The following is a 13,565-nucleotide window of genomic DNA, read 5'->3' as shown; positions in this document are numbered from 1 at the left end:
CCGCGCCCCTCAGGCCCGGCCGTGCGCCTCCTGCGAGCGCCGCGACAGCGAGTCGATGACCACCGCGGCGAACAGCACCCCGCCCGTGATCACCAGCTGTACGGCCGTGGGCGTGTCGGTGAGCGCCATGCCGGAGGCGATCGACTGGATGACCAGGATGCCGAGCACCGCCGACCAGGTCGTCCCGCGCCCACCGAACAGACTGGTGCCGCCGATGACGGCGGCCGCGACGGCGTTCAGCAGCAGCACGCCCGACCCCGAGCTCTGGCTGACCGAGGTGATCCGCGAGGCCAGGAACATGCCGCCGCACGCGGCCAGGGTGCCCGAGGCGGCGAGCACGGCGGTCTGCACCCGGGCCACGCTGAGACTGGCGCGCCGTGCCGCCTCGACGCTCCCGCCCAGGGCGTACACCTGCCGCCCGTAGTGGGTGCGGCGCAGCAGCACGTCGAGCCCGGCCACCAGCACGAGGAAGATCAGCAGAGCGAGCGGCAGCCCCTGGAACCGGTCGAGCACGTACGCGGTGGCGAACGCGAGCACCGCCACCCCCGCCGTGCGCACCATGATGTCGTGCAGCGAGCGGTGCGGCATGCCGACGGCCAGGCGCCGCCGCCGCTCCAGGTAGGAGGAGAGGAAGACCGCGCCCGTGGCGAGCGCCGCCACCGCGTAGGCGACGGCGTCGTCGGTGAAGTAGTAGTTCGTCAGCATCGCCACCAGCCCGTTCTCGTCGAGGTTGACGGTGCCGCTGGTCCCGAGGACGGCGAGCATCACGCCGTTCCAGGTGAGCAGCCCGGCGAGGGTGACGACGAACGCCGGCACCCGGGTGCGGGCGAAGGAGAACCCCTGGACCGTGCCCGCCGCCGTGCCGGCGAGCACCGCGACGACGAGCGCCAGCCACTCCGGCACGCCGTGGTACACGTTCAGCACGGCGAACACCGCCGCCGCCAGACCGCTGACCGAGCCCACCGAGAGGTCCAGCTCGCCGATCAGCAGCACGAAGACGACGCCGACCGCGATCAGTCCCGTCCCGACGATGTCCACGCCGAGATTGGACAGGTTCCGGGGGGAGAGGAAGTTCTGGTTCAGGGACTGGAAGACGATCCAGACCAGCGCGAGGACGAGCAGGACGGGCAGTGAGCCCGCTTCGCCGGCGCGCAGCCTGTGCCGGAACGACGCGGCCCAGCCGGCCACGGCGCGGCCCGCGGCCCCGGCGCGCAGGCGCCGGCCCGGTCCGGGGGGCGCGGGGGGCGCGGCGCGCGTGTTGTCCGCCATGTCGTGCATCGCTTTCCTCACCTCGCCTCGTGGTGGGCCGTCCGGCGGGGCCCGTTCTCCGTCGCACCGGTGATGGAGGAGATGATCGCCTCCTGGGAGGCGGTGTTCACGTCGAAGAAGCCGTTGTTGCGCCCGAGCCGCAGCACCGCCGCCCGGTCCGCGAGGGCCTTCACGTCGCCCAGGTTGTGGCTGATGAGCAGGACGCCGACACCCTGGTCGCGCAGCCGGTCCACCAGGTCCAGCACCTCGGTGGTCTGCTCGAACCCCAGGGCCGCGGTCGGCTCGTCCAGGAGCAGGACCCGCGGGTCGCCGAGCAGGGAGCGCGCGATGGCGACGGTCTGCCGCTGGCCGCTGGACAGGGAGACCACCGGCCCGCGCAGGTCGCGGATGCCCCGGGTCAGGCGTTCCAGCAGCTGACGGCTGCGGCGCTCCATCTCCACCTCGTCGAGGAGACCGAACCTGCGGATCTCCCGGCCGAGGAAGAGATTGCCGACGACGTCGAGGTTCCCGCACAGCGCGAGGTCCTGGAAGACGGTGGCGATGCCGAGGTCGCGGGCGTCGTGGGGGCGCCTGATCTGCACGGGCCGGCCCTCCCACTCCAGGGCGCCCCGGTCGGCGGGCGCGACCCCGGAGATCACCTTGACCAGGGTGGACTTGCCGGCCCCGTTGTCACCCAGCAGAGCGAGGACCTGGCCGGCGTGGATCTCCAGCTCGATGTCCTTGAGCACCTCCACCACGCCGAAGCGCTTCCACACGCCGTGCAGCGCCAGCAAGGGGGTCGGCACGACAACCATCTCCTTCCCGGGGCCGGTCCGTGCCGGGCGCCGGCCGGTCAGGTCAGCCCCGCGCGCCGGCAGGCGGCCCTCAGCTGGGGGGTGCAGATCTGCCGGACCGTGTACGCGCCGCGCTTCACCAGGGTGTCCTTGATGCCGGAGACGGTGACGGGCACCGGGGTCAGCATGACCGCGGGCACGGTCCGTCCGTCGCTGGTGCGCACCGTGTCCGTGGCCGCCCGGGCGATGCTGTCCCCGCGGACCGCGGCCACGGCCAGGGCGCCGCCGGCCGCGGCCTCGGGCCCGAAGGGCTTGTAGACCGTCATGTACTGGTCGCCGGCGACGATGCGCCGGACGGCCGCGAGTTCGGCGTCCTGCCCGGTCACCGGGGGCAGCGGGCGCACCTTGTTCGCCTTGAGGGCGGAGATGCTGGCGCCGGCGAGGCCGTCGTTGGCGGCGTAGACCCCGTCGATGGCGTCGGCGCCGAGCGCGGAGATGGCGGCCGACATGTTCTTGTTCGCCGCCTCCGGACTCCACTGCTCCGTGTCGTACGACCTGGCGATCCGCACCCTGCCCCGCAGCACCGACAGGGCGCCGCGCTTGAACGCCACCGCGTTGGGGTCGCTGAGGTCGCCGTTCATCATGACGATCCGTCCGTCGTGCGCCCGGTCGCCCATGGCCGTCAGCAGGGCCCTGCCCTGCTCCCTGCCCACCTCCTCGCCGTCGAAGGAGACGTAGCCCGAGATCGGGCCGTCGGCGAGCCGGTCGTAGGCGATGACCGGGATGCCCGCCTGATGGGCCTTGCGCACCGACGGGCCGAGCGACTTGGCGTCCACGGCGACCAGCAGGATGGCGTCGACCCCCTTCGTGATCAGCGAGTCCATCTGCTCCTGCTGCAGGGCCACGTCGTTGCGGGCGTTGGCGTGCTCGATCCGGCAGGTGCCGCACAGCTCCCTGATCCGGTTCTCCAGCAGGGGACGGTCCCGCGTCTCCCACCGGGCCGTGACGGCGTCCGGCAGCAGCACGCCGATCCTCGGCGCGCGCGGGCCGTCCACGCTCCGGCGGGCGTCCGTACCGCAGGCCACGACGGCCACGGTCGTCGAGACCGCCGCCACCACCAGGACCGCCTGCCGTGCGAGGGCCTTCATGGGACGGACCTCCCTCGTCCTCACGTCCCGTGCGCCGCGGGCCCCCGGTCCGCCGGTTCCGGCCGGAACGGCGCGGCCGGCACAGGCCCGCAACGACGTGGGCCGGGCGGGAAGACGCGCGTGGGAACCCGGGCGGCACGTCGTCAGTGTGACACCGGCCACGGTGATCCGCGAACGCGCCGCCCGGACCCGCCGGTGACGGCGCCCGAGCCGCTCTGTCTCCTATGTCCCCGTGTGCGATTCTGGGACAAGGCCCTCAGCTCGACCTGTCGCACCTCGGCCTGGACGGGAGGTAGGTGCGGACGATGCCTCACGACGGCAGTGCCCGGGCCCGCGTCGCCAAGCCACGCGCCACCGGGGCCGGTCCCGGTGCCTCCGGCACCCCGCCCCCGGTGCCGGAGGCCGCCGCGAGCGTCCGCGTGCTGGCGTTCACCGGAGCGGCCCTGGCGGCGGTCTACGCGCCCGGCCCCTCCGGCGAACTCCGTCTGGCGGACATCACCGGCTCCGCCGTCGCCGCGTACGCCCTGCCGGAGCGCCTGCCGCTGTCCGGCGACTCACCCGCCGCCCACGTCGTCCGCACCGGCAGGCCTCTGTGGCTCAACCACGCCGCCCTCGCCGCCTTCTCCGAGGGCGCCCCCACACCACCGGCGCAGGCGTCGCTCGGCGCGCTGCCCCTGCGCAGGGGCGGCGGGGCGCTGGGCTGTCTCGTCGTCGTCGGCGAGGGCGCGGACGGCTTCGACCCCGAGCAGCAGCGCTTCCTGGAGCGCTACGCCGACGCCGTCACCGGCCTGCTCCCCGCCGGCACCGGCGGGGGACAGGCGTCCCCGCCTTTGCTGTGCCCCGCCCTGCGCAGTCTGCGCGCCGGCTCGTTCGCCCTGGTGCCCGACACCGGTCTGATCGAGGCCGACCGGACCCTGCTGGAGCTGGTCGGCATCGCGCCCGACGACTTCGACGGCAAGGTGGACACCCTGCTGGCGCACGCCCTCCCCGAGGACATGCACGTGCTGCTGTCGGTCCTGGAGCCGACCCCCCGGGTGCTCGGCGGCCGCAGGCTGGAGTTCCGGGTCCGCCGGCCCAGCGGCGGGACCCGCTGGCTGAGCCTGCACTGCCGGGCCGTGGCCGGCGCCGCGGGCCGGCCGGAGCAGGTGCTGGGCGTGGTCACGGCGACCCCGGTGCTGCCCCGGAGCACCGACGACGTCTCCCGCATCCAGTGGCTGACCGTCGCCCTCGACGACGCCACCACGGTCGCCGACGTCGGCCGGGTCGTGGTGACCGCCCTGCGCGAGCCGCTGGGCGCCGACCGGGTGGCACTCGCGGAGCTGCGGGACGACCGGCTCCAGGTCGCCGTCCTCGACCCGCCGGACGCGGCCGCCTGGCCGTCGGCGTGGCAGGCCGAACGGCGCGCGGAGGGCCCCGACGCACCGGTCGGCGCCCTGCCCACGCTGCGGTCCGCGCTGCGGGACGGGCGCATGGAGCTGTGGCCCGCCGGCACCGCCCTCGAACCCGGGCTCGCCGGCGTCGGCCCCGGCGGCCTGGCCGTCCTGCCGCTGCCCGCCAAGGGCCGGACCGCCGGCCTCTGCCTGATCGGCTGGGACCAGCCGCACGTGTTCGCCGCCGAGGAGCGGTCCCTGCTGACCGCCACCGCCGCCCTGGTCGGCCAGGCCCTCACCCGCGCCCACGCCCACGACGCCGAGCAGGAACTCGCCACCATGCTGCAGCGCAGCCTGCTGCCCCGGCGCCTGCCCGACCTGTCCGGCGCGACGGCCGTCGCCCGCTACCTGCCCGCCCGGCGCGGGCTGCAGGTGGGCGGCGACTGGTACGACGCCATCGCCCTCGCCGAGGACCGGGTCGCCCTCGTCATCGGCGACGTGCAGGGACACAGCGCCGGAGCGGCCACGATCATGGGCCAGATGCGCACCGCGGTCCGGGCGTACGCGGTCGAGGGACACCCGCCGGACGTGGTGGTCGCGCACGCCAACCGGCTGCTCGTCGGCATGGAGACCGACCTCTTCGCCACCTGCTGCTACGCCGAACTCGACCTGGAGGAGGGCACCGCCCTGTTCGTGCGGGCCGGGCACCTCGCCCCGCTGGTCCGCCACCCCGACGGCGGCACCGAGGAGGTGTCGGTCGAGGGCGCCCTGCCGCTCGGCATCTCCGCCGAGGCCGACTTCCCCATGACCGCCGTCGCCCTGGCCCCCGGCGCCCTGCTCGCCCTGGTCACCGACGGCCTGGTCGAGGCCGCCGACCTGCCCGTGGACGAGGGCATGCGGCGCGTCCGCAGCGCGCTCGCCGCCGCCGATCCGTCCGATCCGGGCCGGGTGGCCGACCAGCTGCTCGGCGCCGCCGGCCGGCGCGAGGACGACGTGGCCCTGCTGCTCCTGCGCTACGACGGCATGACGACCCGGCCGATCCGCGCCGGCTGGACGGTGTGGCGGCTGCCGGACGCCGTCATGCACGCCCGCCGGTTCACCGCCCGCACGCTGCGCCGGTGGCACGTCGAGGACGTCGCCGACGCCGTCCTGCTGGTGGTGTCCGAGCTGGTCACCAACGCGCTCGTGTACACCCAGGGCCCCGTCCACGTCGACCTCACGCTCCGCGGGGACCGCGTCCGCGTCAGCGTGAGCGACGCCTCGCCGCGCGCCCCCGCCAAGCCGGTGATCGACGACTGGGAGGCGACCGGCGGCCGGGGGCTGCTGCTGGTCGAGGCGATGTCGGAGTCCTTCGGCTCGGTGCCGGTCGCGAGCGGCAAGCAGGTGTGGAGCGAGATAGCCGTACCCCGGCGCGAGCCGTCCCCCTCGGACCCGGGGCCCCGCCCGAACCAGAGGGACGTGCCATGAGACGCCGTACACGCCACCTCCTCGCCGCGCTCGCCGCCGGGCTCATGGCGCTGCCCGCGGCCGCCTGCGCCGGCACCGAACGGACCGGCGCGGACAGCTTCACCGTCGGCGTGCTGCTCCCGAGCCGGATCCTGCCCCGCTGGGAGCACGCCGACAGACCGCTGATCGAGAAGCGGGTGAAGGAGCTGTGCCCCCGCTGCGCCGTGGAGTACGCCAACGCCGACGACGACCCGGCACGGCAGCGGCAGCAGATGACCTCGATGATCACCAAGGGGGTGAAGGTGATCGTCCTGGACGCCGCCGACACCAGGGCGCTGCGCTCCTCCATCCGGGACGCGCACCGGTCGGGGGTGCCCGTCGTCGCCTACGACCGGCTCGCCGAGGGCCCGGTCTCGGGCTTCGTCAGCTTCGACGGCGGCCAGGTCGGGCGGCTCCAGGGCAGGGCCCTGCTCACCGCCATGGGCGACCGGGCGCGCGGGGGGCGGATCGTCATGATGAACGGCGACCTCGGCGACCCCAACGCGGCCTGGTTCCGGCAGGGCGCGCTGTCCGTCCTCACCGGCCGGGTGAGGATCGCCCGGTCCTACGACACCCCGGGCTGGAGCACCGACAACGCGCACGCCGCCATGGCCGCCGCCATAGCGGCGCTGGGCCCGCGGGGGATCGACGGCGCCCTGGCGGCCAACGACGCCATCGCCGCGGGCGTCGTCTCCGCCCTCAAGAGCGCCGGCGTCCGCAGACTGCCGCCCGTCACCGGCCAGGACGCCGACCTGGAGGCCGTACAGCGCATCGTCAAGGGCGAGCAGACCATGACGGTCTACAAACCGTTCCGGCTGGAAGCCGCCGCGGCCGCCGAGATGGCCGTCGCCCTCGCGCGCGGCGGGCGCCCGGGCGGCGCCGCCACGACGACGGTCGACAGCCCCACCACCCGGCACATCCCCGCGCGCCTGCTCACCCCGCGGGAGGTGACGGCCGCCACCGTCCGGCAGACCCTGGTCAAGGACGGCGTGTACACCGTCGCCCAGATCTGCACCCGCGCCGTCCGGCCGGCCTGCGACAGGGCCGGGCTGGACGCCGGCAGGCCCTGACCCGGCCGTCACGCACGCCGCTGCCGGTCCGGCGTGCGGGTGGCGGCCTCGTCCGTGCGGGCGGCGGTGCTCATCCGCTCGTCGTCGAGGACGAGATCGCCGTACAGGTCCTGCAGCCAGTTGGTCTGGTAGATGGTGTCGAGGTAGCGCTCACCGAGGTCGGGGGCGATGGCCACCGCCGTCAGGTCGCGCGCGCCGTGCCGCGCCAGCCATTCGGCCGCGCCGCTGACGACCGTCCCGGTGGAGCCGCCGAACAGGAAGCCGCGGCGGGCCAGGCGGTGGCAGGTACGGATGGTGTCCGCCTCCTCCACCAGGATCACCTCGTCCACGTAGGACTCGTCCAGCAGCGGCGGGCGCATGCTCATGCCCAGCCCGGGGATCATCCGGCGGCCCGGTTCCCCGCCGAAGGCCACCGAGCCCACGGCGTCCACGGCGACGATGTGCACCGGCCGGTGCCAGGTGCGGAAGTAGCGCGCGCAGCCCATCAGGGTGCCGGCGGTGCCCGCCCCGACGAACAGCACGTCCAGCTGCGGGAAGTCGGCGGCGATCTCCGGTGCCGTCGTGCGGTGGTGCGCCCGCCAGTTGCCCGGGTTCGTGTACTGGCTGAGCCACACGTACCGGTCGTCGGAGGCGCACAGCTCGCGGACGTACGCGATCCGCGTGCCCAGGAACCCGTTGTTCGCGTCGAGGTCGGCCACGACGTGCACCTGGCTGCCCAGCGCCTCCATCAGGAGCCTTGTCGACAGGTTGCACCGGGCGTCCGTAATGCACAGGAACCGGTAGCCCTTGCTCGCGGCGATCATGCTGAGCGCCACGCCCAGGTTCCCGGAGGAGGACTCGACGAGGACGGAGTCCGGCCTCAGGACTCCGTCCCGTTCGGCGCTCTCCACCATCTCGTTCGCGGCCTTCAGCTTGATGGAGCCGGCGAAGTTGAAGCCCTCGCACTTCAGATACAAGGGCTGTCCGACGATCGACTCCAGGTCGACGAAGAGCCGTTCTTCGTTGAACTCATGGGGAGCTGAGATGACGGGCACGTGGGCCTCCTGGTGCCAGGGCCGGGGCTGTGGCCTCAGCCGTAGCGGCGCAGTTCGTGGAAGAAGTCGTCGATGAGGCGGAGGTCGCCCGCCGATGCTGCTTCGTCGTAGACGTACTTGCCGACCGCGAGATCGAGGACGCCGAGTCCGAAGGGGGAGAAGATCACCGGAAGGTCGACCGGGGGCGCGGCCCTGCCGAGCATCACGTCGTTGAGCGTGCCGTTCAGGAAGTCCCGGTTGCCGGTGCGCTGTTCGACCAGATGCGGGGAGGTGTCGGCCTTCAGGCAGTGCTCGACGTCGTCGACGAAGTTGGCCGACGCCAGCAGGACCTCGGGGGCGAGGTCGCGCAGGGAGACGTGCAGGACCAGCGGATTGTGGGTGAACCAGGCCGGCTCCGTGACATGCGGTTCACCGGCGATGGTGGCGAACACCACCAGGTCGCTGGAGCGCACGAGGTCCTCGGCGTCGTCGTGCACGACGACCCGCGCCGTGGTTCCCGCCTGCCGCAGGTAGCCGCAGAAGCCGCCGGTGCTGTCGGCGGACAGGTCGTGCACGCCGATCGTGTCGAACGACCAGCCGGTGCCCGCCAGGAAGGTGTGGATGTAGCGGGCGATCAGTCCGGTGCCGAAGAACCCGACCCGGGTCGGGCGGGTCCGGCCGCGGCTGAGCCAGTCGGCGGCCAGCGCGGCGGACGCCGCGGTCCTGGTGGCGCTGATGACCGAGCTCTCCAGGCAGGCGAACGGGTAGCCCGTGGCGGGGTCGTTGAGGATGAGGACCGCGGAGGCCCTCGGCAGCCCGGAGCGCACGTTGTCCGGGAAACTGGAGATCCACTTCAGGCCGTCCACGTGCACCGACCCGCCGACGGAGGCCGGCAGCGCGATGATCCGCGCGGTGGGACGGTCGGGGAAGCGCAGGAAGTACGACGGCGGGTTGACCGAGTCCCCGGCACCGTGCAGCCGGTACGTGGCCTCGACCAGCTCCACGATCTGCTTCTCGCGCCCGCTGAGCAGCTGCTGCACCTGGGCGCCGGAGATCACCGCGAACGTCGGCACGTCGGCCGGGGGACGCGCGGCCGGCCGGGCGGGGGCGGACGACGAAGGGTTCATCGCCGGCTCGCCTCCGGCATCGGGGCGGAGTCCGCCAGGCGGTGGGGCTCCGCCATGCCGACCAGGATGTGCCGCTCGCCGCCGAAGGGCTCCCTGCTGTGCGCGGTGCGGATGTTGTCGACGAGCATCAGGTCGCCGGCCTGCCACGGCTCGCGCCGGGTGTGCTCCTCGTAGGTGGTGTTCAGCAGCTGGACCACCTCCTCGCCGATCGGGCTGCCGTCGCCGTAGCGGGTGTTGAACGGCAGCCCCTCCTCGCCGTAGACGTCCACCATGTACGCGCGCACCTCCGGGTCGAGCGTCCACTCGTTGAGGAAGGCGATCTGGTTGAACCAGCAGCGCCGGCCCGTGAGCGGGTGGCGCACCACGGCGCCGCGGCGCTGCTCGGTGCGCAGCGAACCGTCTGCCAGCCAGGTGAAGTCGATGGCGTGGGCCCGGCAGTAGCGCTCGATCTCCGCGCGGTCGTCGGTGCCGAACGACTCCGTCAGGGACGCCCCGATCTCGTCGTTGTAGGTGCGGGTCAGCAGCCAGCCCTCCCGCTCGAACCGCTCCACCATCGCGGCGGGCAGCGCCCGCAGCACCTCCTCCGCGTCGGCCACCGCGGTCGTCCCGCCCTCGCCGGGCGCGGTCAGGCACGCGAACAGCAGCAGCCCGGGCACCTCCAGCGCGTAGCTCAGCTCGTGGTGCATGCACATCGGCTGGTTCGCCGGCCAGGGCGTGGAGCCGTACAGGCCGGGACCGTACGCCTCACGGGGGGCGAACGCCTCGCGCTCGGGCATGAGTTCACCGGCCAGCCGGTCGAAGACGGCACCGGCCCGGGAGGTCTCCCGCAGGTCCAGGCCGCGGACCAGCAGCGCCCCGTGCTCGGTGACCTGGGCCCGCAGCGACTCGCGGTGTGCGGCCGCCCAGCTCGCCGGGTCGCCTGGGGGCTCGACGTGCAGGACCGCGGGCCGGTCGGGCCGCAGCTCCACGTCGAGGGCTGCTGCCACGGGTGAGGACGGCATCTCGGTTCTCCCTTCGGGAAGTGGTGCGCGAGGTTGAGCGAGGGGGTGAACGATCAGGAGGACGCGACCGGTGCCACGGCACCCAGCACGGCGCGTGCGGCCGCGTCCGGCCGGGTCCGGGTGAAGTAGTGGCCGCCGTCGGTGAGTTCGTGCAGTTCCACGTGCTCGGCGAGCAGCAGCCAGTCGCGGTGGCGGTCGGCGTGGCCGGCCGTGTGCGGGTCGTCGGCGGCGACGACCACCGTGACCGGTGCGGACAGCTTCGCCGCCGGGGGAGTCTCCAGGGCGCGGCAGAACCAGCGGTGCGCGGCCACGCAGTCGTGCCGGTAGGCGGCGCCGATGTGCTCGGCATGGCGCGCGTTCAGCTCGGCGAGTTCGGTGTATCCGCTGTCCGCGGTCAGCCGAGCGGCGATCTCGGCGTCGCTGCGGGCGGTCAGCTCGCCGGCGGCGGCGTGCCGTTCGCCCGCGGTGCCGAGCAGTTGCGCGCCGAGGAACACCCGCGCCACCTCCACACCGCGCTCCTCGAGTCGCCGGGCCGTCTCCAGGGCCGGCGCGGCGCCCGAGGAGTGGCCCCACAGCATCACCCGGGTCAGCCCGCGCGCGGCGATCTCCTGCGCGACCCGCTCCGCCACCTGCTCGATCGGCGCGAACGGCTCGGGGGAGGCGGCCAGGTCGTGACCGGGCAGATCGACGGCGAGGACCGCCGTGCCGCTGTCCGCCAGCGCGGCGGCCATCGGCCGGTAGTTGACGGCGTTGCCGCCCGCGTACGGGAAGCACACCAGCACGCCCTGCCCCGCCCCGCCCGCGTCCGACAGCGGCTGGAGCAGCTCCGCGCGCTGCCCGGCGGCGCCGTCGAGCAGCGCGGCCAGGTCGGCGAGGACCGGGTGCCGGGTGATGTCCTTGAGGGACACCGCGCGGTCGAGCGCGAGGGTGAGCTTGACCGCCGTCAGCGACGTGCCGCCCAGGGCGAAGAAGTCGTCCCCGCGGCCGATCCCGTGCTCGGGAACGCCCAGCAGCCCGGCCCAGGCGGCCGCCAGCTTCCGCTCGGCCGGGCTGAGCGGGCCCCGGTCGCCGGACACCGGCGCCTGCGCCCCGGTCCGCCGTGCCGACGCGGCGAGCGCCTTCCGGTCGATCTTGCCGTTGCCGGTCAGCGGCAGGGCGGACTCCCAGTGGAAGGCCGAGGGGACCATGTAGCCGGGCAGCACCGCCCCCAACTCCTCGCGCAGCGCGCGCTCCTCGATCCGCCGGCCCGTGTAGAACGCGATCAGGTGCTTGCTCTGCCCGGCCAGCTCCGCCACGACCACCGCGCCGTCGCGCACGCCCGCCACCCGCAGCAGGGCGTTCTCGATCTCGCCGATCTCGATGCGGAAGCCGCGGATCTTGACCTGGTTGTCCCGGCGGCCCAGGAACTCCAGCTTCCCGCCGGGATGCCAGCGCCCCCAGTCGCCCCCGAGATAGAGCCGCTCGCCCGGCCGGTACGGGTCCTGCCGGTACGCCTCACGGGTCCGCTCGGGATCGTTGACGTACCCCCGGCCCACGCACACGCCCGAGAAGGCGATCAGCCCCGGCGCCCCCAGCGGCACCAGCGACAGGTCCTCGTCGACGACGAGGACGCGCACGTTGTTGACCGCGCGCCCGAGCAGCACCCGCTCGGGCACCGCGTCCATGACCTCGTGGTTGGTGTCGTCGGAGGTCTCCGTCAGCCCGTAGGCGTTGACCAGCCGGACGCCCGGCCGGACGGCGAACCAGCGCTGGACCAGCTCCCGCTTCAGCGCCTCACCGGTGACCGACACGCACCGCAGATCCGCGAGGGCCCGCGGATGCTGCTCCAGGTACGAGACCACGACCTCCAGATAGGACGGCACGAGCTGGGCCACCGCGGCCCGGCCCTGCGCCAGGGTGTCCACGAACCGCTCCACGTCCACGATCTCGTCCTGGCCGACCAGCAGCGTCCGCCCGCCCACGAGCAGCGCGGACACCAGCTGCCACAGCGAGATGTCGAAGCACTGCGGCGCGGTCTGCGCCACCACGCACCCCTCGCCGATCCCCAGGTCGTCGATCTTGGCGTGGAGATGGTTGAGCATGCCCGCGTGCTCGCACATCGCCCCTTTCGGCTCACCGGTGGAGCCGGACGTGAAGTAGATGTAGGCGAGCTGTTCCGCGTCCACCCGCACGCCGGGATCGCCGTCGCCGTGCTCTTCCGCGTACGCCGCCTCGATCAGCACCTTCTCGATGCCCGCCGTCGTGGCCAGGGCCTCGTCGAGGGACCGGGAGCTGCCGGACTCGGTCACCACCAGCCGGCACCCGGCCCGGGCCAGCATCGCGGCGATGCGGCCCGCCGGGAAGCCCGGCTCGACCGGCAGGTACGCGCCGCCCGCCTTGAACACCGCCAGCGTCGCGGCCAGCCAGTCGAGGCCGCGTTCGGTGACCACGGCGACCACGTCCTCGCGTCCCAGGCCGCGGGCCAGCAGCGCCCGCGCCAGTCGGTTCGCGCGCGCGTTCAGCTCCCCGTACGTCCACCGCCGTGCGCCGTGCACGGCCGCCACCCGGTCGGGATGCTCCCGCACCCGCTGCTCGAACAGCTCGTGCGCCCGCGCGTCGGGCAGCGGCCGGTGGGGACCCGCCAGGCCCTCCAGCTGCTCGCGCACCTCGTCGGCCGACAGCAGGCTCTGCCCGGTGTGCCCGGCGTCCGGGTCCGCCGTCATCAGGCGGAGCGCCGTCAGGTGGTAGCCGGCGATCCGCTCCGCGCAGGCGGCGTCCAGCACATCGGTGCGGTACCGCAGCCGCAGTCGCGACCGCCCGTCCCGGTCGGACCAGCACACCCGCAGCACAGCGTCCCCCGCCGCCTCCCCGTCCTCGGGTGCGAACACGACCTCGTACGAGGGCTCCGTCAGCCCCAGCTCCCGGCGCAACGGCTCCACGGGGAACTCCCGGTGGGCCAGCAGCTCCGCCTCGGCCGCGGCGGCGGCCGCCACCAGCGCGGTCCAGGACCCGGCCGGCACCACCAGGCGGCACGGCAGCGGCTCGCCCCGCTCCCCGGCCACGTACCCGGTCACGACCTCCGGTTCGGCGGACAGCGCGGCCAGCACCTTGGCGTGCGCGGCCAGCAGCGCGGCGCTGACCGGTACGCCGCAGCGCCGCGCCAGGTCCCGCACCCCGGCCGCCACCTCGTCCGGCACCGGCACCTCGTGCCCGGCCACGCCCGGAGCCGGCTCCCCGGTCCACCGCGGCACCGCGGTGACACCGCCGGAGGTCAGCACCCGGCTCCAGAACTCCCGGTCCGCTTCCACGCGCGCTCCCATCGAATGGCCT

Annotated in this window: 9 protein-coding genes; 2 read left to right on the top strand and 7 right to left on the bottom strand. The window is 74.2% G+C overall.

All coding sequences use genetic code 11. From position 1 onward, the window contains the following. Positions 1–9: 9 nt before the first annotated feature. Genes AQJ66_RS34350 through AQJ66_RS34340 form a run of 3 tightly spaced genes read right to left on the bottom strand, consistent with a single transcriptional unit; the run spans position 10 to position 3,190 of the window. Positions 10–1,278 carry a sugar ABC transporter permease gene (locus AQJ66_RS34350; protein WP_061930076.1) on the bottom strand — a complete coding sequence of 423 codons (1,269 nt, stop codon included), beginning with the start codon at positions 1,276–1,278 and terminating at the stop codon, positions 10–12. 8 nt (positions 1,279–1,286) lie between these two features. Beyond that, positions 1,287–2,063 carry an ATP-binding cassette domain-containing protein gene (locus AQJ66_RS34345; RefSeq protein ID WP_061930073.1) on the bottom strand — a complete coding sequence of 259 codons (777 nt, stop codon included), beginning with the start codon at positions 2,061–2,063 and terminating at the stop codon, positions 1,287–1,289. Between the two features lie 38 nt (positions 2,064–2,101). Next, a complete protein-coding gene (locus tag AQJ66_RS34340) occupies positions 2,102–3,190 on the bottom strand; it encodes a sugar ABC transporter substrate-binding protein (protein WP_061930070.1) in 1,089 nt (362 codons plus the stop codon). Positions 3,191–3,495: 305 nt separating this feature from the next. On the opposite strand from AQJ66_RS34340, the gene AQJ66_RS34335 reads away from it, so the two are divergent. After that, positions 3,496–6,027, top strand: a complete 2,532-nt coding sequence (locus tag AQJ66_RS34335) for a SpoIIE family protein phosphatase (protein WP_061930067.1) — start codon at positions 3,496–3,498, stop codon at positions 6,025–6,027. Continuing rightward, a complete protein-coding gene (locus AQJ66_RS34330) occupies positions 6,024–7,115 on the top strand; it encodes a sugar ABC transporter substrate-binding protein (protein WP_061930064.1) in 1,092 nt (363 codons plus the stop codon). The genes AQJ66_RS34335 and AQJ66_RS34330 overlap by 4 nt, the downstream gene beginning before the upstream one ends. An 8-nt stretch (positions 7,116–7,123) precedes the next feature. On the opposite strand, the gene sbnA is transcribed toward AQJ66_RS34330, so the two are convergent. Genes sbnA through AQJ66_RS34310 form a run of 4 tightly spaced genes read right to left on the bottom strand, consistent with a single transcriptional unit; the run spans position 7,124 to position 13,555 of the window. After that, on the bottom strand, positions 7,124–8,149 hold the full coding sequence (gene sbnA / locus AQJ66_RS34325) for a 2,3-diaminopropionate biosynthesis protein SbnA (RefSeq protein ID WP_061930061.1): 1,026 nt from the start codon (positions 8,147–8,149) through the stop codon (positions 7,124–7,126). A gap of 35 nt (positions 8,150–8,184) precedes the next feature. Continuing rightward, on the bottom strand, positions 8,185–9,255 hold the full coding sequence (gene sbnB / locus AQJ66_RS34320) for a 2,3-diaminopropionate biosynthesis protein SbnB (RefSeq protein WP_061930059.1): 1,071 nt from the start codon (positions 9,253–9,255) through the stop codon (positions 8,185–8,187). Further along, the gene (locus tag AQJ66_RS34315) at positions 9,252–10,256 is read right to left on the bottom strand and encodes a TauD/TfdA family dioxygenase (RefSeq protein ID WP_061930054.1); all 1,005 of its coding nucleotides are present in this window, start codon (positions 10,254–10,256) and stop codon (positions 9,252–9,254) included. Before AQJ66_RS34315 ends, sbnB begins: the two co-directional genes overlap by 4 nt. A gap of 53 nt (positions 10,257–10,309) precedes the next feature. Then, positions 10,310–13,555 carry a non-ribosomal peptide synthetase gene (locus AQJ66_RS34310; RefSeq protein ID WP_061930052.1) on the bottom strand — a complete coding sequence of 1,082 codons (3,246 nt, stop codon included), beginning with the start codon at positions 13,553–13,555 and terminating at the stop codon, positions 10,310–10,312. Positions 13,556–13,565 lie beyond the last annotated feature (10 nt).

This window comes from Streptomyces bungoensis, from assembly GCF_001514215.1.
GTDB lineage: Bacteria > Actinomycetota > Actinomycetes > Streptomycetales > Streptomycetaceae > Streptomyces > Streptomyces bungoensis.
This window is presented reverse-complemented; position numbering and strand designations above follow the sequence as displayed.